This window comes from Novosphingopyxis sp. (assembly GCF_965218915.1).
Taxonomy (GTDB): Bacteria; Pseudomonadota; Alphaproteobacteria; order Sphingomonadales; family Sphingomonadaceae; genus Novosphingopyxis.
Genome location: NZ_OZ244708.1, coordinates 769299 through 793829 on the forward strand (window position 1 = coordinate 769299; position 24531 = coordinate 793829).

Genomic DNA, 24531 nt, shown 5'->3' on the forward strand with positions numbered 1-24531 from the left:
GATCGATGCCTGCGCTGGCGATGGCAATTGTTCACCCGGTCACTGAAACGCCTTTAAAGGCAGCTGCAGACGCTGCGGCGCGCGGCATGTTAAAGCCCGTGCTCGTTGGTCCTTTAGACCGTATTCATGCCGCGGCAGCCCAGGCCGGTATCGACTGCAGCGAGTGGCACATTGTCGAAGCAGAGCATAGCCATGAAGCAGCCGAAACAGCGTGCGATTTGGCGGCTTCTGGGGAAGTCGATGCGCTAATGAAGGGGTCTTTGCATACCGATGAATTGCTGCGTGCGGTGCTGGCCAACCCGCGGGTTCGTAGTGAGCGGCGCTTGACCCATGCGTTCGTGTTCGATGATCCCGCTTATCATAAGCCGTTCGTAGTAACTGATGGCGCGGTAAACGTTGCGCCGTCTCTGGCCGTCAAAGCTGACATCGCCCGAAACGCCATTGGCCTGGTTTGGGCGCTGCGCGGTCCGGGTGGGGATCCACCAAAATTGGCAGCGCTTGCCGCGGTCGAAACCGTCAATCCTGACATGCCCGCCACGACAGATGCAGCGGCGCTGGCCAAGATGGGCGACCGTGGGCAATTGGGAGATTGCCTGGTCGATGGACCGCTCGCATTCGACAATGCGATTTCGGCCAAGGCCGCGCGCGAAAAGGGGATAAACTCTGCGGTCGCCGGCGACCCTGATATCCTGTTGGTCCCGAACCTCGAAGCGGGCAACATGCTATCCAAGCAGCTTACCTTTCTGGGTGAGGCCGATTGTGCAGGGATCGTGCTTGGCGCGCGGCTTCCCATTGCTTTGACCAGCCGCGCGGACAGCGAGCGAACCAGATTGCTTTCTTGCGCGCTTGCCATGCTGCTCGCTGCTGGTGGAAGGAATGACGCCGCGTGACCGAATTAGTTCTCATTATAAACGCCGGTTCGACCGGCCTAAAATTTGCCGCATATTCTCTATCCGGGACTTCGTCCCGGATCACCGGCGGTGCTGCCACTTGCAGCGACGGCATGTTCAAAATCAAGTTCCAAAACGGTGATGAAGCCGTGGCGCAAGACAGCGGCGATCTAGACGCGCAGATCGTCGATCATTTGGAAGCGGAATTTTCGGACTTTAGCATCGTTGCGGTTGGCCACCGCGTTGTTCACGGCGGCGCAGATCATAAGGGCCCTGCGGTTTTGACCGGTTCTCTCCTCGGCACGCTTGCGTCTTTGGAGCCCTTCGCGCCGCTACATCAGAGCGCTGCGATAAACGGGGTGGTTCGCTTGCAAAAGCTTATACCCGGTGCAATCAATATCGCCTGCTTCGACACGGCGTTCCATTCGAATTTACCGCTCACGGAGCGGGAGCTACCCCTCCCGGCCCCGCTTCGTGAACATGGCTATCGCCGGTATGGCTTTCATGGCCTCAGTTATAAATACATCGCCGGATGGCTTCGAGAGCATCGTCCAGCTCATGAAAGGGTTGTCGCGGCGCATCTCGGAGGCGGCTCTAGCCTCTGCGCGCTGAAGGGCGGCGTCAGTGTCGCGACGACGATGGGAATGACTGCGCTCGATGGCTTGCCGATGACCACGCGGGTCGGTGCAATTGACCCTGGGATTGTTTTACATCTCGCCCGCGAGGCAGGCATCGAGCCCGTCGAGAAGCTTTTGTATGAACGGTCAGGCTTAGCTGGTCTGTCTGACACCGACGGTGACATGCGTCGAATGCGGGACGCCGACACAGCGGAGGCCGCGCTTGCGGTAGCGATTTTTACAAGCCGCATCGCGCAAGCCGCAGCTGCATTGACCGTGCCACTGGGCGGGATCGACGCGCTGATTTTCACCGGTGGGATCGGGGCGAACGACCGCCGTCTGCGAGTAGATGTCAGTGCGGCGCTTGCGCACCTTGGTCTTTTTGAAACGCTTTCGACAGACACCGACGAGGAGCTTGTTATGGCTAGAGAAGTCATCGGACTTTTGAACCAACATGATCCGTCACTGTTCAAAAGGATGAACTCGAATGCCCTATAGTAATATCTTTAACACATATGACTGGATTGAAGCCTGGCGCATGGCTTTCAGGCTGCCGTCGAAACAATGGGGCGCTGTTGCGCGTGCTCTTGATGATCGCTTCGTTCTCCCGCCCCTGCTCGCGGCTCTCGAGGCCTTTGGAATGGGCGCACCGCTTATGGAGCTGCGGCGTGGCACCTCTGCGGGGCTTAAGCTGATGAGCCGACTGGCGGAGCCGCATGAGAAGCCGCAGTTCGGGATCGAGCGCGTAATGGTTGATGGCGACGAATCTTTGGTAACCGAGACGGTGGAAACGGAATCTGATTTTTGTCGGCTTCTCAGATTTAGGATTGAGGGACGCAGCGATGCGCCGCGCGTTTTATTGGTCGCGCCAATGGCGGGTCATTATGCAACGCTTCTGCGCGAAACGGTGCGTGGACTGCTTCCGAGTTATGACGTGTGGATCACTGACTGGGCAAATGCACGCGATGTTCCGATGTCACATGGGGGCTTCGACCTTGATGATTATATCGATCAGTTGATCAGCTTTTTGACGGAGTTGAGCGGCGTTCATGTGGTCGCTGTCTGTCAGGCGGGGGTTCCATCGCTGGCCGCGCTTGCCCTCATGGAAGCCGATCCCAGTTGCAAAGATTGCCTGCCAGCGAGCTTGACGATGATGGGATCGCCCATTGATATCGGCCAATCTCCAACCGAAGTTAATTCGCTCGCCACGAGCAAGGATGACGACTGGTTCGCTGATACGATGATCACGGTAGTTCCTGACGATTTTCCAGGAGCGCATCGTGCAGTCTATCCGGGCTATATGCAACTTACGGCGTTCGTCGCGATGAATCCGGCGAGGCATGCGAAATCGGTTCATGATGCGCTGCATCACTTTGCCGACGGCGACTTTGAATCGGCAGAGAAGATCGACAGCTTCTACGGCGAGTTCCTCAGCACCATGGACCTTACTGCCGAATTTTATCTCCAGACGGTCGAAAAAATATTTCGCGATAATCAGCTAGCGAAAGGAGAATTCGTCGCACGCGGCCGCAAGGTCGATCTCAGGCAAATCCACCAGACCCCTTTGCTAGCGGTCGAGGGCGAGAAAGATGATATCACCGGGCTCGGCCAGACTCGCGCCGCACTCGACTTGGCGACGGAATTGGACAGTGGCGCAAAGCATTATTTCATGCTCGAAGACTCCGGTCATTATGGACTGTTCAGCGGATCGCGGTTTCGCGATCAGGTCGTTCCCGAAATTATGCGCTTTCACGCCGCGACATGATGAGCCGACTGCGGACCATCGTTCTCATTCTCGCGCTCTCGCTCACCGCTGGCGGGTGCACGCACTGGCCTGATCGTCCTGATATTTCGGTTAGCTTTCAGGAAAGAGCGCAAGTGCCAGGCTATGTAGACATCAGGCATTGGTCTGATGCGTCCGAGGCCGAATGGCTTGCCTGGCGCGGTAAACTGGTTTCTGACCGGACAGCGGCTGGAGTGCGTGGTCCACCGAGCTTGCTTGCGATCTCCAGCGGATCCGACAAAGGTGCCTTCGCGGCCGGTTACCTGCACGGATGGACGCTTTCGGGCGATCGTCCTAATTTCAGCGTGGTGACCGGAGTTAGCACTGGCGCACTGATCGCACCGTTCGCGTTTCTAGGATCGGTCGAAGATGCAACGCTTCGCAGGCTTTACACTGGGATAGATGCAAGCGACATTTTCAAGCAGCATGCTCTTGCAGGGATAACGGGCGGCCCTAGTTTCGCGTCGACCAAGCCGCTCGAAGCGCTAATTGCGCGCTATGTCGATGAGGCACTTGTCGACCGTATCGCGCAGCAGCACCTGGCTGGCCGGCGACTTCTTGTCATGACAACCAATCTCGACGCGCAGCGCGGAATGGTCTGGGACATGGGAGCGATCGCAACGAGCGAGAATCCGAACCGTATTGCCTTATTCAGAAAGATACTGCTGGCGTCTTCCAGCATCCCTGGGATTTTTCCTCCGGTTCTCATCAAGGTGAGTTCGGGCAGTGCAACGTTCGAGGAAATGCACGTCGATGGCGGAACTACGAGCAGCGTCTTCGCGCTGCCGCCCAATATCATATTCGAGGACTCTCCGGACCTATTCGAAAAAGGCGGGCAAATCGTTTTAATCTATAATGGGCAACTTGCCCCTGATTTCGACGTTGTGAAGCCCACTGCCTTCTCGATTATTGCCCGTGCGCTGACAACCGTTATCGGAGAAGCGGACCGCGCAAGTATCAGGAGTTTAAGGCGGTTCACGGACGAGCACGGGATTGCACTCGATATCGAGGCGATCGGTGCTGATTTCAGCGCGACCTCCGACAAGCTATTCGATCAGGAGCAGATGCAGAAGCTGTATACTTACGGCTGCCATCGATCGCTGGAAACGAAACCGACGGCTTTGAAGACCAACGGTTCTAGGTGCGGACCTCCATATCGATTGCAAAATATCCCGGGTGACCATGTGATGCCCAACACGACAGAGCATCCTGGATAAGGAATCTCTTTACTCTTCTCCTATCCGGGTTTCTGATCTTATTCGATGGTCTCGCACCGGCGAAGGCATAGCTCATAAAGCTGACGATCGTTGATCCTGATCGGTAAACTCTTGGCAAATTTCTAAGAATGAGTTTTCGGAACCCCGAGCACCTAAAAGTTAGCCCACGTCAGACGGTCCAGTTCAGTTTCATTCGGTAACTTCTTGATCCGTAATTTGCTGCTGCCTGGTCAGCGCATCAGAACGAGTTCTTCAGCCATAGTTGGGTGAATAGCAACGGTTCGGTCAATTTGTTCTTTAGTCAGCCCTGCCGTCAGTGCGATGGCTAGCCCCTGCATAATTTCTGGCGCGTCGGGACCTATCAGGTGAGCCCCGACAACTTTGCGGCTGACCGGATCGACCACCAGTTTATAAAGTGACCGTTCATTACGATCAGCCATCACATTCTTCATCGCACGAAAATCCGAGGTGTAGACTTCGACATCGCCTAGCGCGATGCGGGCTTGGCTCTCCGTCATACCAATACTGGCGATGGGCGGGTGCGAGAACACCGCGCTGGCAACCATATCGTGGTTCGGCACCCACGCCTCCTTACCGAACAGACTGTCCGCAACCGCGTGACCCTCGCGTATTGCAACCGGCGTAAGCTGGATACGATCGGTAACGTCACCGACTGCGTAAATGTTATCGATTGCGGTCTGATTATTTTTATCGACCCGAATCCCCCCGCGCTCCTTAGTCTTCACGCCCAAGGCTTCGATGCCGAGTTCAGAGGATGCTGGCAACCGTCCGATGGCGGCCAGCAGGAGGTCGGTTTCCAGTGCATCGCCGTTTTGAAACGTAATCCGAAGCTCGCCGTCCTGAGACCGTTTGACGCTTTCGAACGGTGCGTTGTAGCGAAACGTGATCCCCTTCGCTGTCGAGATATGTTCGAGGCGGTCGACCACGCTGCGGTCATATCCCCGAAGCAGTTTGTCCGAGCGGTTCACGATCGTGACCTTTACGCCCAGCTCATTGAATATGCCGGCGAATTCATTGGCGATATAGCCGCCTCCGGCGATCACAATTCGCTTTGGCAGCCTATTAAGATGGAAAACCTCGTTTGAGGTAATTGCCAGTTCCGCGCCGGGGCAGTTGATCATTTGCGGTGCAGAGCCGGTGGCGATCAGCACCTTGTCAGCGGTCACGGCCTTGCCATCGATTTCGATCGTATGGCGATCAGCCATCACCGCTCGGCCTTCATGCAATACAACGCGATGATTGGTAAGCGTGGTGCGATATGCTGCCTCGAGGCGGTCGACTTCTGTCAGCACGTGATCGCGCAGAACTCCCCAGTCAAAAGACGCGTTATCAGCGGTCCACCCAAAGCGTTTGGCATCGATCATATCCTCGGCAAAATGTGCGCCAATGACGAGCAGCTTTTTAGGCACGCACCCACGAATGACACAGGTGCCGCCGACCCTAAATTCCTCGGCGATTCCGACGCGGGCACCGTGCCCGGCAGCGATCCTAGAAGCACGGACGCCGCCCGAACCGGCGCCAATAACGAAAAAATCGAAGTCGAATTTCGGCATGGAAATCCTTAGCGTTTGCCAACATAGAGCAGCTGATATAACCTGTTCGAATGACCAGTAAAGCGCCAGCCAGCCTTTTCCGCGAGTTGCGAAAGCGTTCGCTTGAATTCTGGAAGAGAAACTTGGGCGGATGCTTAGCCGCTGTCGCGCTATCGTTTTGGCCGCAGGCCGCGCTCGCCGTGCCGCGCACCGGATGTCACGCCGAACTCAAACTCGTGACACTGGGAACGGGAGGCGGCCCGCTGCTGGATGCCAAGCGTGCGCGCGCGTCAAACCTCGTGGCGACCAAATCCGGTGTATTGCTGGTGGATGCGGGCGAAGGTTCGGCGCAGCGTCTAACCGAGGCTGGCTATTCGATCGCCGATATCGATGCGATCTTTCTTACCCACCTCCACATTGATCATATCGCCGACTTGGCGACATTTATCACTGGTCGATGGGCCATGCAGGTGCCTGGCATCCTGACGATCTACGGTCCAGTTGGGACAGACGAGGTGGTGCGCGGCATTTTGCAAGCAAGCGCGCCGACCGTTTTGGCGTCGAGCGGCTTGGGGACAGACCTGAGCCTGATCGGACAGTCGGTTCATGTAGTGGAAATCATATCGACACCCGGCAGCGTCGCGGTCTCGGTAGCTGATGTAGCTGGATTATCGGTAAGCGTCATTGAAAACACCCATTTCGATTATGCGTTCGATCAGTCACCTCGGCCGATCTCATTCTCCTATCGCATGGACGGATGCGATTCATCGATTGCCTTCACCGGCGATACCGGCCCTTCGCAAGCTGTTGTCAAGTTTGTAACTGGTGTAGACATCCTCGTCGGCGAGGTCATCGAGCCAGCCGTCATTATCGAAAAGATGAAAGGCATGAGTGGTTATTCGCCCAAGGCAATTGCTGCACTGTCTGGCCGACTAACGCAAAACCACTTAAGCAGCGCTGCGTTGGGAGAATTATCTTATCAAGCGCATGCGGGCCGGTTGGTCGTTTCTCATATCGTGCCCAGCGATCTTGATGACCAACACCTCGATGAAATGTCTTCGGAAATCAGAAGCATATACTTCGGTCCCGTTAGCATGGCCAATGACCTCGATGTATTCCCACCATCCGAGCTGACCCGACCAATCCCACCAGAGCAATAAACTTTTCAATTGAAAAGGATTGCTGGTCGGTGGTATCGCTTGGCTAGCGGAAAGGCCGGATCGCAATGAGCACTGAACAGGACGCGCGCGTTATCGAAGCAGCTGAACGGCTTGCTCAGGCAAGGCGGGACGGCGTCCCTTGTGAACCCGTGCGCGACATCATCCCTTCTGACGAAATCGAACTCGCATATGCTGTCCAGGAGCGATTGACGCAGCAAGCCCTTGGCAATGGGCGGCGGCTGGTCGGACGCAAAATCGGTCTTACTTCTTTGGCGGTCCAAAAGCAGCTTGGCGTAGATCAACCTGATTACGGCATGCTTTACGATGACATGGATTGGCCCTTGGGTCTGGGCATCCCCGTCTCAAATTTGATGCAGCCAAAAATAGAGGCTGAAATTGCATTCGTGCTCGGACAGGATCTCGACAGCGATCGTTTGACGTCGGTCGATATGATCTCGTCGATCGACTTTGCTGTCGCGGCGTTGGAAATCGTTGGCAGTCGGGTTCGCGACTGGGACATCAGCATTGCCGACACTATCGCTGATAATGCAAGCAGCGGCGCGTTTGTCATCGGGCACAGTCCACGCCGGATGAGCGAGATCGATGTCGCCGGGTGCCAAATGGCAATGACGGTTGCGGGCAGTGACGGTGCCGCGCGGCAAGTTTCCGGAGGGTCTGGGGCGGATTGCATGGGATCGCCTGTAACTGCCGCACTTTGGCTGGCAAAAGTCATGGTGCAGGCCGGACGTCCTCTGAAAAAAGGAGACATCGTCTTGTCCGGCGCCCTGGGCCCGATGGTTTCGGTTGAGGCCGGGCAACGTTTCCACGCCAAGATTGACGGGCTCGGCTCGGTTCAAGCTCACTTCGAATAGGCCAGATTCATGAAGACCAAATGCGCGATTATCGGTTCTGGTAATATCGGGACCGACCTAATGATCAAGATCATGCGCCTCTCCGAAACGCTCGAGATGGCCGCGATGGTAGGGATCGATCCTGAGTCCGACGGTTTGGCCCGGGCGAGACGAATGGGCGTTGCAACCACGCATGAGGGCATTGATGGATTGCTGGCGATGCCCGGCTTTGCAGAGATCGCAATTGTATTCGACGCAACCTCAGCTGGCGCGCACGCTGCACATGACGCGGCATTGCAAAAATTCGGCAAGCAAGTGATCGACCTTACGCCGGCGGCGATTGGTCCATACACCATTCCGCCGGTTAATCTGGAAAGCACGGTTGCAGGCTCTAACGTCAATATGGTGACGTGCGGCGGGCAAGCGACCATTCCGATCGTAGCCGCGGTCAGCCGTGTTGCCTCGGTTCCCTATGCTGAAATCGTGGCCTCGATTGCTTCCAAATCGGCTGGGCCAGGCACGCGGGCTAATATCGATGAATTTACCGAAACGACTTCAAAGGCCATTGAAGAAGTCGGCGGCGCTGAGCGGGGCAAGGCGATCATTGTGCTGAACCCGGCAGAGCCGCCGCTTATCATGCGCGACACGGTCTATTGCCTGACGGAAGGAACCGACCAGGAGGCGATCACGGAATCGATCCATCAGATGGTGGCCCAAGTGCAAACCTACGTTCCAGGCTATCGGCTGAAGCAAGCGGTCCAGTTTGAACGGATTGGCGATAATCTGCCGCTGCGGATACCCGATATGGACCGCGATTTCACCGGCTTGAAAGTCAGCGTGTTTCTCGAGGTGGAAGGTGCCGGGCACTACCTTCCACCCTATGCGGGCAATCTTGATATCATGACCTCCGCAGCGCTGAAGACCGCTGAACGTATCGTAGAAATAAGAGGGCAGGCAGCATGATGGATCATTCGCAGCGGCTCTACATCCAGGACGTAACCTTGCGCGATGGCATGCACGCGATTCGCCATCAATACGGCCTTGATGGCGTAAAGAAGATCGCAAAAGCGCTCGATCAGGCAGGCGTTCATTCGATCGAGGTCGCGCATGGTGACGGGCTTAAGGGTTCGAGCTTGAATTACGGTTTCGGTGCGCACACCGATTGGGAATGGATCGAGGCCGCTGCCTCGGTTATTGAAAATACTCGTCTGGCCACCTTGTTGCTTCCCGGCATCGGCACGATCGAGGATTTGGAACGGGCGCACGATCTGGGCGTCGTGTCGGTGAGAGTGGCGACGCATTGCACAGAAGCTGATATTTCCCGTCAACATATCGAGCACGCTCGTAAAATCGGCATGGATGTGTCGGGATTTCTCATGATGTCGCACATGAACACACCCGAAGGCCTGGCCGAGCAAGCCAAGCTTATGGAAGAATATGGCGCGCATTGCATCTACGTTACCGACAGCGGCGGCGCGATGCATATGGATGCGATCGCGGATCGGTTTCGGGCCTACGACGAGGTGCTCAAACCGGAGACCGAGCGCGGCATACATGCCCATCATAATTTGAGCCTTGGCGTGGCCAATTCGATCGCTGCAGTTCAAAACGGTGCCATTCGCGTTGATGCATCGCTAGCCGGAATGGGGGCAGGGGCAGGTAACGCTCCGCTGGAGGTCTTTATCGCGGCAGCGGACATCTATGGTTGGAACCACGGGACAGATCTGTTCGCTTTGATGGACGCAGCCGAAGACCTGGTCCGTCCGCTACAGGACCGGCCGGTGCGGGTCGACCGCGAAACTCTGACGCTAGGCTATGCCGGCGTTTATTCTAGCTTTCTTCGCCATGCGGAAAAGGCAGCCACCGAATATGGTCTCGATGTTCGTTCGATCCTTGTCGAACTCGGCAAACGAAAGATGGTTGGCGGGCAGGAAGACATGATCGTGGACGTCGCACTTGATCTGAAGGCAAAAGTTTCAGGTTGATCCGCCAGCCTATATTTGGGCAAATATTACGGCGGTGCGCCTGCGCCTTGAACTGGGTTGATACAAGGGTCGTTCCCCCCAGCCTTGTCCCGGTGGCCAAGTTCTCTTTCGTTTGCAGCATTTAGGTTAAAGGCGTGATTTTTGCTTGCCGCATGCTAGACATTTGCCATGCAAGTTTTCGGATCAGGTCCCCGGCTCGGCGAACCGCATGGGGATGCTGCCCGGCAGGCGGTTGCGGCGCTGCGCGGTTATGCATACCAGATTTATGCATCGAGCCTCGCCTGGCTGTCCTTGGGCGACGGTGCAACGCTCTATCTCGAAGTAGCCGAGGATTATGCGGTAGCGACACAAACCGCGCTGACGGGCACGCAGGTAAAAGATACTGCGGCAAGCGGAAACGTCACTTTACAGTCAGCAGGAATTCGGGCCGCAATCGACTCATATGTAGATCTGGTAGCGCGAAATCCCGATCGCGCCGTCACCCTTCATTACCTGACCACGGCCGAGATTGGAGCAGAACGCAATAAGGCCCATCGCATTGGTAAAATGGCGGGACTTCGTTATTGGCGCCGTGCCGCTGCCGGCGCCGATGTCGCACCGCTTCGCGCTCTCATCATGTCGCTTGATTTGGAACAAACGACCCTCGACCATTTGAGAAAATTATCGGACGACGATTTTCGAGCCGAATTTCTCCAGCGCATCCACTGGGATTGCGGCTCTCCGGAAATTGCAGGCATGCGCGCCGAACTTGAGGCCAGCCTTATTGAATTTGCTACTCGCGCAAGGCGCATGTCCAGCCATGCGGCAAAACAGGCGGTCGCCGCTGTCCTTGAGCGCGTTCTGCTAACTGCGGTATCGGACAAAGCACGCAGACTGAGATGCGCGGATCTTTTGGAACTACTCGATGACGTGACGTCGGTCGCTGTGCCGATCGAACAGCTGCAATCTGCTTTTCGAGGCGCGGACGCAGCTGGTGCGATCGTGCGCTCAAGCCTGTTGGCTCCGGTCGAAGATATTTCCTTGCCTGATCGATACGCACCGCGCCACGCGCTGGTGCGAGAACTTGATGAGGCGCGGCGGGCATGCGGCATCGCCATCGCACATGGTGCAACCGGGCTCGGCAAATCGCTGGTCGCTCGTCTTCTTGCCGCTAAGAGCAACGACAGTTGGTCAATCGCGGACTTTCGTCATTTTCCCCCATCTGAAGCGGCAACACGGTTGTCTCATTTACAAGGCGAGCTTGCGTCATCTCAGGCAACGCACGTCATTCTGGATGATCTGAACGAACTGGACGACCCAGCCGTGCGCGATGCACTGGCACGAATACTCACGACACTTAGGCGGCGCGACAAGACCGCAATCGTCACGACATATCGCGCTCCGGCCGATACGACCTTGTTTCAGTTCGTATCGGATCCTGCTTTGCCGGTGATGGTCCCCTATCTGGATGAGGATGAAGTTGCCCAGCTAGTGGTCGCAATGGGCGGCGCCACTAAATTTGCAGGTTCCGTCTACCGTGCCGCCGCAAACGGGCACCCGCAGCTAACCAGGGCGGTTCTGTTGCATCTACGCCGCAAGGATTGGTCCCGGGCGTCACTTGCATCGGTGCTGGGCGGCCAGGTCCATGCTGAATTGGGCGCGGAACGGCGCGCCGTGCGTCAGCGCTTGGTCGCAGCGCTCACCGACGATGCGCAGACGTTGCTATTGCGGGCCAGTTTGATCCGGGGAGCTTTCGATCATGATCTGGCCATCCGGGTGGCTGGCATCGAGCCCGCGATTGGGCGAGGCGGGCTGGTGCTCGACCAGCTGGTCGGTCCCTGGATAGAACCCTCCCCTGGGCGGCGATTGCGTGTATCGCCAATGCTTCAAGATGCAGCCAGTGAGGTTTTGTCGATCGAGGAATGCAGAGAGGTTCACCATTGTGTGGCGGACGCTCTTTTGCGCAGCGATAGCCTGGACGCCGCCGACGCGTCCATGGCGATGCATCACGCGCTGGGCAGCGCGCAGACAGAGTTTGTCATTGCCTTTGCGCATTGCATTATCGGCACCAACTCCGAAATCGTCGATGCGCTTGCACCTTTTCTGACCGAGTTGGTCTTTCTCCCGCTGGACGCGCCGATTTTTCCGCAAGACCCCGCAGCATCAGCGATGATGCGATTGGCCCAAATGCTAACGCTCCTCCAAAACGGTTCGCCTGAGCAAGCGCGTGCATGTTGGGAAGCATTGGAGCAGGAGCGCGTCCATGTAAAAGGCGAAGACCTTTTTGAAGGGCTTATGCTGTCTAAGCTGCTGCTCCACCCGCGCACCGGCGAACTATTTGGCGACTGGTTGGAGATCTTGCTGCGGTTTGATCGGCTTAGTCAAACCAGTCATTTGCTCGCGGCACAAGCGGACTTCGGAGCGAAGTCGCGCGATAAAGACCACGGAAACGGGGTGCTGTTCGCGGGCCAATTGCGCAGCATCACGACCATCGCCCGGTTCCGCGAAATTATGGAGCGCCTTGACCAGGAAGAACCTGATACCCGCGAGCGCATCCTTTCGAGCTTCCAGCCCGGTCGGGGCGACATTGCCGTTCTGGTCAACCATGGATGGCTGAGAGAGTCGCAGAAAGACGGATTTGATTGGGAAGCAGCGCAGCGCGATTATGGCGTTTGCGCCTCTCTTGCAATGCGCTGGGATAATCCCTTCTTAGCTTCGCGCTGTGCGATCGCGCAGGCCATGTGCATCGATGAGAATGGCGGGGATGCCGAACGCGCGCTGCTATGTCTGGACGACGCAGAGGATGTGCTCGGTTTTAACATTGCCTTCAGCCGCGCGCGCGCCAAAATTCATTGGCGAAAGCGCGACCACGCTGCAGCGCTACCATTATTGAAAGCCGCAGCCGACGTCGGTGGCCAGGACATGATCGAGCGGTCGTATATTGCGCGCGAGGCAGGGATAAGCGCAGCGAACCTTGGCGACTGGCCAGCCGCGGCAGATTGGTTTGAGCGCGCTCAAGCGGCAGCGGCGCAGTCGAGCGTAATCCCCACCGTGAGGGCTATGGCAGTTGGATTGCTCGCCGATACCGCGCACGCGGCATATAACGCCGGAAGGCCAGAGGTCGCTATCGTCAAAATGCGCGATGCGTTGAAAGGTCTCACCACCATTGATGAAGACGGCACGCTTGCCGAGGTCCATTGTCACAGGGTGGTGCGGCACGCGGTGCTTTGGCTCTATCGCGAGATTACGGGGACCAAGCCGCAAGGAGAGGAAGACGTTATATATTTGCCTGGCGCCGCAAGCAATCCTGAACCGCTTGAGGCTATCCGATCCCATCCGGTGCTCGCGCTGGATATCTCGTTCTACATGCTGGCTGATGCCGACGAAGAGCTCCCCCAGCCCACTGGATTGCACCGTGATTTTCGTGACATTCTGATGGGCGGCCCCGTGCTCTCGTGCGAGATTTCGGCCGCGATCAAGGAAGACCATATCGCCATAAAAAGACATGATCCGGAGAATTTCGTTGATCATGTTAGGCGGCACGCTTCGATGACGCGGTTGGTGACATCGGGCGAGGCGCGTTTGCTCGCCGAAGAATTGAGACATCCCAGACGAGGCCTGATCTCGCGGGCGGTAATTGATGAGAATGCCGCAGATGATATTCTCGATGGGGCCAAGGATTATATGCTGAGCTTTGCCATCGCGGCAGCGATGGCAAATCGTTACGATGCCATTGATTCCATTGTCGAGCAGGGCTTGGCATCGACCGAGATATCTGCGCTTCATCCTCTTCTGCGCCGCATGAACGGCGATATAAGCCCGCCGACGAGCGACCGCGAGGGAGCCGCAAACGCGCTCTGGGCAATTCGCCAGGATTTGACCGGGCGACCGATGGAATTTTGTTGGACAGCCATGTGGCTGCTGCTGAGCGTCAATGGTTCAAGGTTGCCGCAAGATGTTGCCGAGCTGCTGATCGCGTGGACATTTGCAGGCGCTGAGCATTTGGTCCGTAATGCGCGGTTCCGTTTATTGACGCCTGACAAGACGGCTCCGCCGGTAGAGGAAATACTGTTATCGACCGAGCGGACCCTGGGATCGACCGCTCGGCTTTTACTCAAGCTCGCGCCCGCAACAGGTGCCAATTTTATACCGCAAATCCACTCGGCCTTGGAACAGATTGCCCAAATCATTGACCGTGGAGAGCCTTCATCCGGGTCCCAACAGCCATCATGAGTATGGGTGCAACTAAGTAATATGCAGACGCTCCCCTGCGCAGAGGAGCGTCTATCACCATTCCGAAAGCGGGGCCCGAGGGTCTACGCTATAAAGATACTGCGAGCTTTCATACTGGATAGCGAATTTTAAGCGTGTCGGTTTCCAGATCATGTTCTTTTGCAAACTTAGCGAGATCGCCTTCGATCTTCGGCCGCGAAAGTGATGCGACGCGCTGCGTAACCCCAGCAATACCGGCGGTTGTGATCAGATGCACAAGCTCGGTGTGATTATAGTGCTCCAGCGCGCCCTCGACCATATTATATGGCACCATCAGCGGCATCTGCGCCGAGAGCCAAGCGAGCTTTAGGGCAGCAATTTCCGCACCATCGAAGAGCGCATCATCCTCTAACTCGCCACTTGCCGCCGCATAGCACGCTTTGATCCTCTGCATGGTGCGTGAGGGATCGTCCGTAACGTGCATCGCTGAGCATGCTTCCGATAGCGCTATATAATCATGATTGCGTTCGGTAGCGGCAACCCGCGCCATCAGGTGACGCAGCTCCGAGGGAAGCAGAGCGTGATCGCGCGGTGAGAAGGTCTCGGCATAGAGATAGGCATGGCGCCGACGTATTTGCTCGGGAAAGACATGGAACCACTCGGGCACGTGCCCAAAATTTTCCATCGCAAACGCTTCGACATCACCCACCTCCGCATCGAATTTCGCGAACAGCTCTTCAATGCTGGGGCCACCATCAGGGATGTCATGGCTGAGATTATCTGGGTTGCCTTCGGTTGCGCCATGCCGACCCGAGCCTAGTCCGACCTCTTCGCCCATCTTCATCCAACCGCCTTCGACTTCGAGACCGGTCAGATCGTTGAATGGGTTCAGATAGCCGAAGGAACCAGCGACCATGGCCATTGAAGTTATGCATTGTTCGACGGGCGATTTGATAGAGGCACGTGATAGATGCTCAAGGCTGCGAACCCGGTCGAGCAGCTCGTCGGTCACGGTATTTGTAGTGCAGGCAGCTGCGACATCTGCCAGCGCAACCTCAAATGGCCCAATTTCAGTATCGTCTTTGAAATAGCCCTCACGGGCGGCCTTGTAGTCCTTGATTATATTGACTGAATAATCCTTGCCAGTGGAGGCAGCATGGACCTGGCAGTAGTCGCAGCCGTGGGCGTTGGAGGTCGAAAATGCTGCAACGTAGAGCATTCCTTCGCCGATGATTTCACGGGACATGCGAACCGCTGACATGTTGTGGCAGTAGATGAACAATTTGTAGATCTCCTGCCAGTGCCGCATATATTTGAAGCAGTCGGGCCAGAAGCCGAAAAAGATGCTGTAAAACCGTAGCAGAGGCCATTCGTCTGGCGTGTCGGAATGGGTGCCGATGCTAGCCGGGATATAATCTTTAAGCTTGGTATCGTGGGCGCCTTTTTCGAGCGTAGCATCGGAGAGACCATCGAAACTGAATTGCTCTGAGGCGTGAGCCTTAAGCAAGTCCTTCAGACGGCCTGAATTTGCCAACGGCAGGAAGTCGGCGGCCCCGTTCACATGGGTGCGTCCGATGAATATCTGAGGCACGGTCCCGGTTCCAGATAGATAGATGCTGGCATTGGCTGCGCGGGAGGAATCGGTGATATCAAACTCGTCGAACGCCAGATTTTCGGCTCTGAGAACATTTTTGACCGAATCGCAATAGGAACAGTTCGGTTTGGAAAAGACGGTAATTTGTGCGGTATCTGACATCTCTCACCTCAATTATCTTATTGGTATTTAAAAATTCTAGCCGAAACCTTTTCAATTGAAAAGGAAATTAAAGCTATGGTTGACCGGTATCCACGGTCACCGATGCTTCGCAGAATTTGGCGCGTTGTTCTGGAAGAATATCGAATCCGAGCCCGATGACTTCTGGTCCGGGCATCAGGCCGCCCTGGACATCATATTGCGGTGCTTCTGAGAATAAAGGTTCGAGCAGCGGAAAATCTTCAAGCCAGGTCACGGCAGGGCTAGCGGCAGCCAGATGAATGAAAATTTGGGGCAGGAAGTGAGGCGTGACCGAAATGCCGTGTGCTTCGGCGAAGCGGGCCACCCGTAGACATTCGGTGAGGCCGCCCATCGCAGCGAGGTCCGGCTGGATCACTGCACAGATTGCCTCGCTGATCATCGGTCGTGCCTCGACCAGACCCTGGAGATGTTCGCCTGTGGCAATGGGGACGCCCGGCGACATGCGCAGCTGCCGGTAACCCTCCAGATCGTGGGCAGGAAGCGGTTCTTCTAGAAACAGGGCCTTGTGCTCCAGCGCGGCAGACTTGAGCCGCATTGCTTCTTCGAGCGCGCATTTCTCATTGGCATCTAACATAATCCCGATGCTCTCCCCGATCTGCTTGGCCACGGCATCGAGCACGGCAAAATCACTTGGCTTGCCAGTCAGGCGTGGCTTGACGGCAGCGAACCCGGCGAGGACATGTTCGTCGGCCGTTTCGGCGGCTTCAGCGGCGCTCTGCACGGTGTTAAATCCGCCCGAACCATAAACGGGGACGCGTCGGTGCAATCCACCCATGGCTTGCCCAACTGATAGCCCGTGTAATCCGGACCAAAGATCCCAGAGCGCCACGTCGATTGCGCACATCGCCAATCTGTGGACGCCTCCGCCAATCCGGTTAAGACTGGAGCTCATGATGCGCGCGGCAGCCTCCGGGTGTGATATCGGCTGCCCGATCACAAACCGCCGCAGAAGCGACTCTGCGGCATGCAGGACTAAGGCGCCCTCGCCGCCAAGCGAATAACTGAACCCGAACGCAGCCCGCCCATCTGCGGTCGAAAGATCGACGACGATAACGTCCACCGACGTAACGCCAGAGCCGCCCACGGGACGGTCTAGGATCATTTTCAGAAGGCTGATCTTGGCCGAGCGAACGCTATCTTTAATTCCTGCCTCGAGGGGCATGGTGCGGGTTCTCCCAAGTGACCGTCAGCGAACCGTGGTTGCCATGCTCCCAATCCCTTCGATGTAGGAATGCATGGTATCGCCTGGTTCGACTGGCCCGACGCCGTCTGGTGTGCCGCTCAGGATTACGTCGCCCGGATGAAGTTCATACCAAGTTGAAGCGAGCGCGATTAGCCGCCGCAGCCCAACGGTCATCAAGCTAGTGTTTGTAGCTTGGCGGCGCTGATCGTTGACATCGATATGCATGTCGAGATTGGAGGGATTGGAAATCTCATCGGCCGTTACCATGAAGGGGCCTAGCACCGTGTAACTGTCCGCCGACTTTCGCATCGATCGATCTTCCGGACCCCGCACGGTCATATCGAGCCCGATGCAGTAGCCGCAGATATGGTCCAGGGCGTTTGCCTCGGAAATATTGCGCCCGGTCTTGCCCACAATCAGCGCCAGTTCGACTTCATGATCGCTCCTCCGTTCGGGGAACAGGCGTTCGACGCCTTCTCCGGTCCCCACAACCGAACTGGAAGATTTCAGGAACAGGCCGAGCTTATCGATCGGCGTGTCGTATCCCTCAAATTTATTTGAATGGGTATTATGATGGATCTCCGCATCTTGGCCCACCTCTTTGACATGATCGACATAATTTAACGGTGCGGCAATGATCTTTCCCGGGTTCGCGACGGGACTTAGAAGCGTGACATCACTCAGTTTAAAGGTGTCACCTCCCGACCGGGCTGCTTCCAGCTGCGGTGCCAACGCATCAAGGTTTGAAATAAAAATATCGCCTTTTGGCACCGGCCATCTCACCGTGGGGAGTGTGTCGAGTGCCGCAGTGACGTCTGTCACGCTATCGGCTTCCACCAAACCAACGCGATTGTCGTTAAATCTGCAAATACGCATTTTTTATCTCCGCGAGGGAAGGAACGATTTAGTGGTCACGTTCTGGCTTCGCGCCAAAGGTCCAGTTTCTGCTGGACTGTGCGATCGGTGAAGGAAAAGAGCACCAGATCGCTATCGGCTTCGCACTGTGTTTCAGCCCATGGGGGGATAACGCCGGTGGTGCCTTCCCTCAGCGCAAACGGCTCCCCATCGATCTGCAAAGTTCCACTGCCCTCGACGACGAAGAACGCCTGGCTTTCCGTTGTTCGCATGGGTTGGGTCTTGAAACCTTTCGGCATAAGCTGCGCGAAGGCTGACATGGTCGCCATGACAGCGCCTGCTGTGACCGGATTGGTGAATTCGGACTTGTAGGCCAGATGCTGATCGGGGGGGCCGATTTGCGCCATCACTGCAAGGTTGGCGCGCCATTCTTTGAACGGGTAGTGGAACAGCCTGTGATCGCCTGGTGGAACGTCTCCGGAAGATTCGTCGACGGGCCGTGGGTCGCGCCCGTGGCGATTGAGAGGGTCGCCCGGGGGTGTCGTTTCGGTAATCGCCCCGCCATTGTGGTGGCGCTCTGAAAAGGCGCCATCGAGCGATTGAACCAGCCCCAAGTCCAAGCCGTCGATCCAGATCATATGCCGATCGGTCTGGTTGCCGTGATCGTGCCAATACATGTTCGGAGTCAGCACCAGATCATAGGGCCGCATGATCACCTTTTCGCCGTTGATGGCAGTGAAGGCACCTTCGCCTTCGACCACGAACCGCAGCGCGTTTTGGGTGTGGCGGTGGGCTGGGGCGACTTCACCCGGCAAGATTAACTGGAATCCGATATACAAGGTTCGCGTGAGCAGAGAAGAACCTGGCAGGCCCGGATTTTCCAGAACAAGAACCCTTCGTTCCGCCTCCTCGGCTGAGATGAGGTCGCCGGCCTCCATCAGGTAATCCCTGACCTTGTCATACTCCCATGTCGCAGCCTTTACCGGCGAAACCGGTGCCGGGGTTACAAAATTGGCCATCACATTCCACAGGGCCTTCAAGCCGTGCTCGGCAATGCGATCGTAATAGGCGTTTCGGGTGTCGATTGCGGTGTCCATCTGAGGTCCTTTCAGCGCGCTCGCAAGGGCAGGGTGCGCAAGCCCCTGAAGCGCAGATTGCGATTAAACTCATGCGGGCCAGCGCGTTCGATCGAAGAGAAACGACCAAAAAACCTTGGTAGGGCGGTGCTTGCTTCGAGCCGGGCGAGGGGCATACCAACGCAGGAGTGGATGCCCGCGCCAAAGGTCACGTGCTGGTTGCGCCTGCGCCGCAGGTTCATTCGGTCCGCGTCCTCGAAAAACCGCGGATCCCGGTTGGCGGACCCTGGCGACAGGACGACTTCAGTATCGGCCTCTACGGCCCCGCTAGAGATCTCGACGCGGCGCGTGGTGCGCCGTCCCTGAAGCTGGATCGGCGATACCAATCGAAGCAGTTCTTCGATGCCGGTGCTGATGACTTCGGGGTTTTGCCTCAAATCGGCCAGTTGGTCTGGCGCATCGAGCAGATAATGCGTCGCGACCCCCATCAGGTTGGTGGTCGTCTCATGGCCACCATTCAGCATCAAAATGCACATGTGAAGTATTTCGTCGTCCGAAATTTTCTCACCGCCGCGTTCTGCAGCAATCATCGCGCAGATGATGTTCTCTTGCGGGTCAATGGTCGACATAGCGCGTGTGCGCCCCACGTGCGGCGCCAGATAGTCCTTGAATGCCTGCGCCTGCTTATGGCCATGAGTAATTTCTTCCCGGGACGCATTGGGGTTGAGCGGAAAGAGAATAGCCTGACCCATTTTATGGATGGTCAAGGCATCGCTAATCGGCACTCCGAGTATATTGCAGATGACCTTGATCGGAATCTGGAATGCGAATTCGGACACGAAATCGAACTCGCCCTTGTCGGCAATTTCGTCCAGCGTCTGGTCCACCAATCGACCGATCATTTCTTCGAGGCGCACGACGGACCGATTGGAGAAGAATGGCTTCACGATCGCGCGAAGCCGGTCATGATCTGGCGGATCGCGAAACAGCATCGTTGATGTGTGATGTTCGAGAAGCGGACCATCTCCGAACCGGCCGCGAAACTGTTCGGACTTATCGACCAGGCCGGTCGTGTCACGCCAGATCTCCACCACATCCGCATAGCGGGTTAAAAGGACGCTACCATCGCGGTTCTGATGGATCGGGCTATGGTCTCTCAGTGCCGCCCGATATGGCTCGGGATCGATGAAATAATCAGGATTGACAGAAAACAGGTCAAAATTCTGTGCGATCGCGTCTGCACTTTGGTAGCCACTTTTCTTTTCCGTCTCGGCAACTGTTATCATGACGGTATTCCTGTAGTTTCGTTTTTACTAAAATCACGGCGTCGCCTTTCAACTTGGCAAATGGACCGTGATGAGGAGTGGGCAGGGCTTTGCATTGCTCAGAAATCCAGCACCAGTTCATCGCTAATTGCCCGCGAACAGCAGATCAGCATGGTATTGTTTGCTGCGCGCTCTTCCTGCGAAAGGATGGCATCGCGGTGATCGACCTTTCCTTCCAGAACGGCCGTCTCGCACATACCGCATGTGCCGGCCCTGCAGGAGAATGGGACATCCATCCCTTCCTCTTCCAGAGCTTCCATAATGGTCATGTCCTGGGGAATTTCGACCGTCTTCCCGGTCTTCTTGAGAAGAACCTTGAATGCTTTGCTGCCAGCTTGATTGGCTTCGGTCAGTTCGGCCGCCGTGAACCGCTCCACCTGCAGCATTCCTGCCGGATATGTGGCACAAAGCTGCTCCACTGCGGCAATCAGCGGCTCGGGGCCGCAGCAATAGACATGCATCCCCTCTTCGGGGTCGCCAAGATATTCGGCCAGAGGAATGTGCCCGACCTCATCCTGCGGAAAAACTCGCGTGCAACCCTGATAAGATTGCAATTGATCCAGAAATGCCATCGAGCGGCGCGAACGCCCCCCGTAAAGCAATGTCCATGGTGTGCCAGTCGCGCGGGCAGCTGCAATCATTGGAATAATCGGAGTGATCCCGATCCCTCCGGCAATGAAGATATATCGCTCCGCTGGCTTAAGGGCGAAATGATTGCGCGGCTGGCTCACCTTGACGACATTCCCGGGTCGAACCGAATCATGCACGAACCGTGATCCGCCTCGACCCGCTTCCTCGCGAAGCACCGAAATACAGTAATTTTTGCGGTCGGTGACTTTCCCGCAAAGCGAATATTGCCGCAATTCTCCGCCGTCCGGATGGATATCGATGTGCGCGCCCGGCTTCCATGCCGGAAGGTCGCGGCCTTCCGGATCGCTCAGCCGAAGGGTAATAACTCCGGCCGATTCGATCGTCATCGCCGTAACCATCAGATTTGCTATTTCCGGACCGCTCATTTCAATATCCTGGATCAACTAGACCTACCGGAACTTATTCCGCGGCTTCGGGGACAGATTCGCCGCCGCCGCTTCCGGGCTTGAAATAATCGCGCCAATCCTCGTCATCGCTTTTAAGCAGATAGGAATGGCCGACGATTCCTTCGTAACCGGGATCGAGCCCGTCACCTTGGAGCGTGCCTGTCTCTTCGAACTTTTTCAGCGCCTTCAGCAGCGATAGCCGAAGTTGAACAACCGCTCGGTCGGCAATCCCAAGAAACTCGGTTGAGCGATCGGCGATCGCCCCCTGGCTCTCCTGAATGGCGAGATCTTCGATTGCGATGGGATAGAGGCCAGCGAAACTGCCCTCCTCGCCCGTCATGTTTTCGCGGTTCTGACCCCAAACATTCTCTGGAGTGCGCCCCTCGCGAAAATTGTTCCGATTGAGTTTCTGGTGGTTTGGACCAAGAATCCAGCTGCGCGTGTCGAACGGCTGACGCTCTGGCTCGTCGTAGCTCATCGGCTGGTCCGGATTGAACATGAAGAACCATTGCATTGACGTTTCATCGTCGACCGGAACGATTACGAGCGCGAGCTTGTCTCCTTGTGGTTCGCTGGGCACGAAGAAATAGAATGGCAGGATGTATTCGATGACGCGAACATAGCTTCCGCCGCCTGGAATACGGCGCTGGGCGGCGGCGCGAATACCAAAAGGATGTGTCTCCACATCGTAGAGCGGCGCACGGTCGAGCTGGGCGTTTTTGAGATGCCCTTTCATATACATCTTGTTGGTATCGGTATGCAGGATCGTGGCGTGCGAATTGTCCAACGCCGGTTCCACGCCCTGAACCCAATTGCAGTTCAACGGCCCGTAAAAATTCACCATATGCGTTTCGGGCACGTCGTTGAACATGAAGTTAGGGAACGCTGGTGGCGTTTCCTGTTCGCCCACGTAAACCCAGAGCGCGCGGCCGGTCTCACGGGTAGGGTAACTGTTATATTTGATATTGTCCCGGAAGCCGGCGCGTTCGGACCGTTCGTTTGGAACATCGACACAATTGCCGTCCATGTCGAATTTCCAGCCATGAAAGATGCAGCGCAGGCAATTGTCTTCGTTGCGCGCCAAGGCCATGGAGGCCTTCCGGTGTGGACATCTTTCGTCCATCAATGCAGCCTTTCCGTTTTCTCCGCGGAACGCGACAAACTCTTTACCGAAAAGTTTCACTCGTTTTGGTGCGCCGCCGGCTTCCAGTTCCTCGCTCCGGCAGGCGGGAACCCAATATTCGCGTAGCATCTTGCCCATCGGCGCTTCACCTTCGATCCGGCACAGCTTCTCGTTTTCAGCGACGGTTACCATTGTGTCTCTCCATTGGATTTCGAATTTGGTTCAATGTCTCTTGATTATTGCAGCGTTTGTGGTTTGCTCCGGCAAACCAGAGCGGTTGATATGGTGGGAAAGGGTAGTTTGAGCGCGATATGGTCCGCGGCTGCTCCAAGCAGATCGCGGGAACGACCGGGGGCCGGCGCGCCTGCAAGAAACGGAGCGTCGGCACTGCTTGCTCGGCCGACGTAGTGCGAGGGCAAAGCTTCCTTATATTCTCGGCGGCGCAACAGAATCAAACCAGACATCCTTGTTTTAACACGCGAGTTTGACGCGCTCCTATTGGCGGACTCGCTGGAATTTTATGCCGGGCTGCCTCTTTTGAGGTCGCTTGCCCGAATCCCTTTGTGCCGAGACCGAGCCTTATAAATTTACCACCAACCACAATTTGTCAAGCAAATCCTGTTCACTCGACTAGGAATAGTCCTGTGGCGAATTGCTCTGGATAAATCTGCTTCGAAAACCTGTTTGATTTGCCGGTTGGGTCAATTCCGTTTAGGCAGAACTCCAATTCGCGGTCGGCGTGGATCTGTGGGCCAGGCGTTAGAGGGGATATTGATGGTTGATACAGGCACGGCGAACGAAGATTTCGTTGCCGAAGAGATCATTGCCGCACTGGAATTTCGGCCAGAGACGCGGCGCCAGCAAAAGCGGTCCGTGGAATCCAAGATGCAGATCGTCGAGGCTTCTCTGCAAGCTTTTATGGACCTCGGGTATGATGGTGTTTCGACCCATCATGTGGCGGAGCAAGCGCAGGTAACCCAAGGGCTGATAACCTATCATTTTAAAAGCAAGGAGGGATTGTGGCAGGCTGCGATGGATCGTTTCTTCGGGGACTTTCGAAACGAGCTTGCTTCGAGGATCCGCGAGTTAAACGATATCGATGATCCGTTATTTTACCGGCTGATGGTGCGGCACATCATTCGCTGGCCCAGTCAATATCCGTTCGTCGTCTCGTTCATGACGGAAAACGGGCCCACTCAGCGAAAGCGGTTGAGTTGGCTGGTCGATCGCCATGTCAGGCCTATTTTTAAGACGGTTGCTCACATCCTGGATACGGGCAAGGCGGAGGGGATTATCCGTGAATTCGACACGACCCATCTGTATTTTTTCCTCATGACCTCCTCATCGGTTTTCTCGCGGCAGGAAGAAGTGCGTCTGCTCGCCAGACGTGAGGTAGCCTCTAAGGAATTCATCGACAGCCATACTGACATGCTGGTGAACATGGTTGTTCGCGATGAGGAGCAGATCGCCCGCTTGAAAGCTGCTCGCCTGAAGAAATAAATATTGTTCAATCGAACAGGATCAGCTAGTTTCTCGTCTGATGGCGGGCTTTTATCCGATACAATGGAATTGCGAGGCGTGAGCGAGGCCGGGCCCGACGCGGAATTGCCAAGCTTCTGGAGGCTGGCATCCCGCCGAAAATCCGTTCAGCGCGGTATCAGGGTCTCGGCGATCGTAGGTTCCATTTTAATCCTGATCAATCAGGGCGAATATATTCTAGCGGCTGAATGGCCTCCGATCTGGAAGATTCTCCTGACCTATATCGTGCCGTTCAGTGTCTCTACCTACACGGGCGCATCAATGAAATTACAGGAATTGCGTGATGCCCGATCCGAGGTTGGAATCGACGCCGCGCCATAGGTTTCGCCTCTCTCCTAAAATTATTCGGTT

General features: G+C 56.3%; 19 protein-coding genes. 11 read left to right on the forward strand and 8 right to left on the reverse strand.

The window, feature by feature from the left end:
* Positions 1 to 5: 5 nt before the first annotated feature.
* Genes ACOQPC_RS03655 through ACOQPC_RS03670 form a run of 4 tightly spaced genes read left to right on the forward strand, consistent with a single transcriptional unit; the run spans position 6 to position 4507 of the window.
* A complete protein-coding gene (locus ACOQPC_RS03655; protein ID WP_420607308.1) occupies positions 6 to 890 on the forward strand; it encodes a bifunctional enoyl-CoA hydratase/phosphate acetyltransferase in 885 nt (294 codons plus the stop codon).
* Complete coding sequence (locus tag ACOQPC_RS03660; RefSeq protein ID WP_420607309.1) at positions 887 to 2005, forward strand: acetate/propionate family kinase; 1119 nt, start codon at positions 887 to 889, stop codon at positions 2003 to 2005. The genes ACOQPC_RS03655 and ACOQPC_RS03660 overlap by 4 nt, the downstream gene beginning before the upstream one ends.
* Complete coding sequence (phaZ, locus tag ACOQPC_RS03665) at positions 1995 to 3272, forward strand: polyhydroxyalkanoate depolymerase (RefSeq protein ID WP_420607310.1); 1278 nt, start codon at positions 1995 to 1997, stop codon at positions 3270 to 3272. The genes ACOQPC_RS03660 and phaZ overlap by 11 nt, the downstream gene beginning before the upstream one ends.
* On the forward strand, positions 3269 to 4507 hold the full coding sequence (locus tag ACOQPC_RS03670; RefSeq protein WP_420607311.1) for a patatin-like phospholipase family protein: 1239 nt from the start codon (positions 3269 to 3271) through the stop codon (positions 4505 to 4507). Before phaZ ends, ACOQPC_RS03670 begins: the two co-directional genes overlap by 4 nt.
* Positions 4508 to 4737: 230 nt before the next feature.
* Here ACOQPC_RS03670 and gorA read toward each other — a convergent pair whose 3' ends face one another.
* Positions 4738 to 6081 (reverse strand): glutathione-disulfide reductase, encoded by a 1344-nt coding sequence (gene gorA / locus ACOQPC_RS03675; RefSeq protein ID WP_420607312.1) that lies wholly within the window; start codon positions 6079 to 6081, stop codon positions 4738 to 4740.
* A gap of 50 nt (positions 6082 to 6131) precedes the next feature.
* On the opposite strand from gorA, the gene ACOQPC_RS03680 reads away from it, so the two are divergent.
* From ACOQPC_RS03680 to ACOQPC_RS03700, 5 genes are all read left to right on the forward strand, one after another.
* On the forward strand, positions 6132 to 7220 hold the full coding sequence (locus ACOQPC_RS03680; protein WP_420607313.1) for an MBL fold metallo-hydrolase: 1089 nt from the start codon (positions 6132 to 6134) through the stop codon (positions 7218 to 7220).
* 65 nt (positions 7221 to 7285) lie between these two features.
* Entirely contained in the window at positions 7286 to 8092 is an 807-nt protein-coding gene (locus ACOQPC_RS03685; protein WP_420607314.1) for a 2-keto-4-pentenoate hydratase, read from the forward strand.
* Between the two features lie 9 nt (positions 8093 to 8101).
* Positions 8102 to 9034 (forward strand): acetaldehyde dehydrogenase (acetylating), encoded by a 933-nt coding sequence (locus tag ACOQPC_RS03690; RefSeq protein WP_420607315.1) that lies wholly within the window; start codon positions 8102 to 8104, stop codon positions 9032 to 9034.
* The gene (dmpG, locus tag ACOQPC_RS03695; protein ID WP_420607316.1) at positions 9031 to 10056 is read left to right on the forward strand and encodes a 4-hydroxy-2-oxovalerate aldolase; all 1026 of its coding nucleotides are present in this window, start codon (positions 9031 to 9033) and stop codon (positions 10054 to 10056) included. Before ACOQPC_RS03690 ends, dmpG begins: the two co-directional genes overlap by 4 nt.
* A 168-nt stretch (positions 10057 to 10224) precedes the next feature.
* Positions 10225 to 14268, forward strand: coding sequence for a hypothetical protein (locus ACOQPC_RS03700; RefSeq protein ID WP_420607317.1), 4044 nt, complete (start codon positions 10225 to 10227; stop codon positions 14266 to 14268).
* Between the two features lie 109 nt (positions 14269 to 14377).
* Here ACOQPC_RS03700 and ACOQPC_RS03705 read toward each other — a convergent pair whose 3' ends face one another.
* From ACOQPC_RS03705 to ACOQPC_RS03735, 7 genes are all read right to left on the reverse strand, one after another.
* Positions 14378 to 16003 (reverse strand): glutaredoxin domain-containing protein, encoded by a 1626-nt coding sequence (locus ACOQPC_RS03705; protein ID WP_420607318.1) that lies wholly within the window; start codon positions 16001 to 16003, stop codon positions 14378 to 14380.
* Positions 16004 to 16076: 73 nt separating this feature from the next.
* Positions 16077 to 17204, reverse strand: a complete 1128-nt coding sequence (locus ACOQPC_RS03710; RefSeq protein WP_420607319.1) for a mandelate racemase/muconate lactonizing enzyme family protein — start codon at positions 17202 to 17204, stop codon at positions 16077 to 16079.
* A gap of 24 nt (positions 17205 to 17228) precedes the next feature.
* Positions 17229 to 18101, reverse strand: coding sequence for a fumarylacetoacetate hydrolase family protein (locus ACOQPC_RS03715; protein WP_420607320.1), 873 nt, complete (start codon positions 18099 to 18101; stop codon positions 17229 to 17231).
* Positions 18102 to 18136: 35 nt separating this feature from the next.
* Complete coding sequence (locus tag ACOQPC_RS03720; RefSeq protein WP_420607321.1) at positions 18137 to 19177, reverse strand: cupin domain-containing protein; 1041 nt, start codon at positions 19175 to 19177, stop codon at positions 18137 to 18139.
* An 11-nt stretch (positions 19178 to 19188) separates the two neighbouring features.
* Complete coding sequence (locus tag ACOQPC_RS03725; RefSeq protein ID WP_420607322.1) at positions 19189 to 20442, reverse strand: cytochrome P450; 1254 nt, start codon at positions 20440 to 20442, stop codon at positions 19189 to 19191.
* A 98-nt stretch (positions 20443 to 20540) separates the two neighbouring features.
* Positions 20541 to 21515, reverse strand: a complete 975-nt coding sequence (locus tag ACOQPC_RS03730; RefSeq protein ID WP_420607323.1) for a PDR/VanB family oxidoreductase — start codon at positions 21513 to 21515, stop codon at positions 20541 to 20543.
* Positions 21516 to 21531: 16 nt separating this feature from the next.
* Positions 21532 to 22833, reverse strand: a complete 1302-nt coding sequence (locus ACOQPC_RS03735) for a Rieske 2Fe-2S domain-containing protein (protein ID WP_420607324.1) — start codon at positions 22831 to 22833, stop codon at positions 21532 to 21534.
* 582 nt (positions 22834 to 23415) lie between these two features.
* On the opposite strand from ACOQPC_RS03735, the gene ACOQPC_RS03740 reads away from it, so the two are divergent.
* Positions 23416 to 24141: a TetR/AcrR family transcriptional regulator gene (locus ACOQPC_RS03740; RefSeq protein WP_420607325.1), complete on the forward strand. Its 726-nt coding sequence runs from the start codon at positions 23416 to 23418 to the stop codon at positions 24139 to 24141.
* Positions 24142 to 24219: 78 nt separating this feature from the next.
* Positions 24220 to 24501, forward strand: coding sequence for a nitrate/nitrite transporter NrtS (gene nrtS / locus ACOQPC_RS03745; RefSeq protein WP_420607326.1), 282 nt, complete (start codon positions 24220 to 24222; stop codon positions 24499 to 24501).
* Positions 24502 to 24531: the final 30 nt, after the last annotated feature.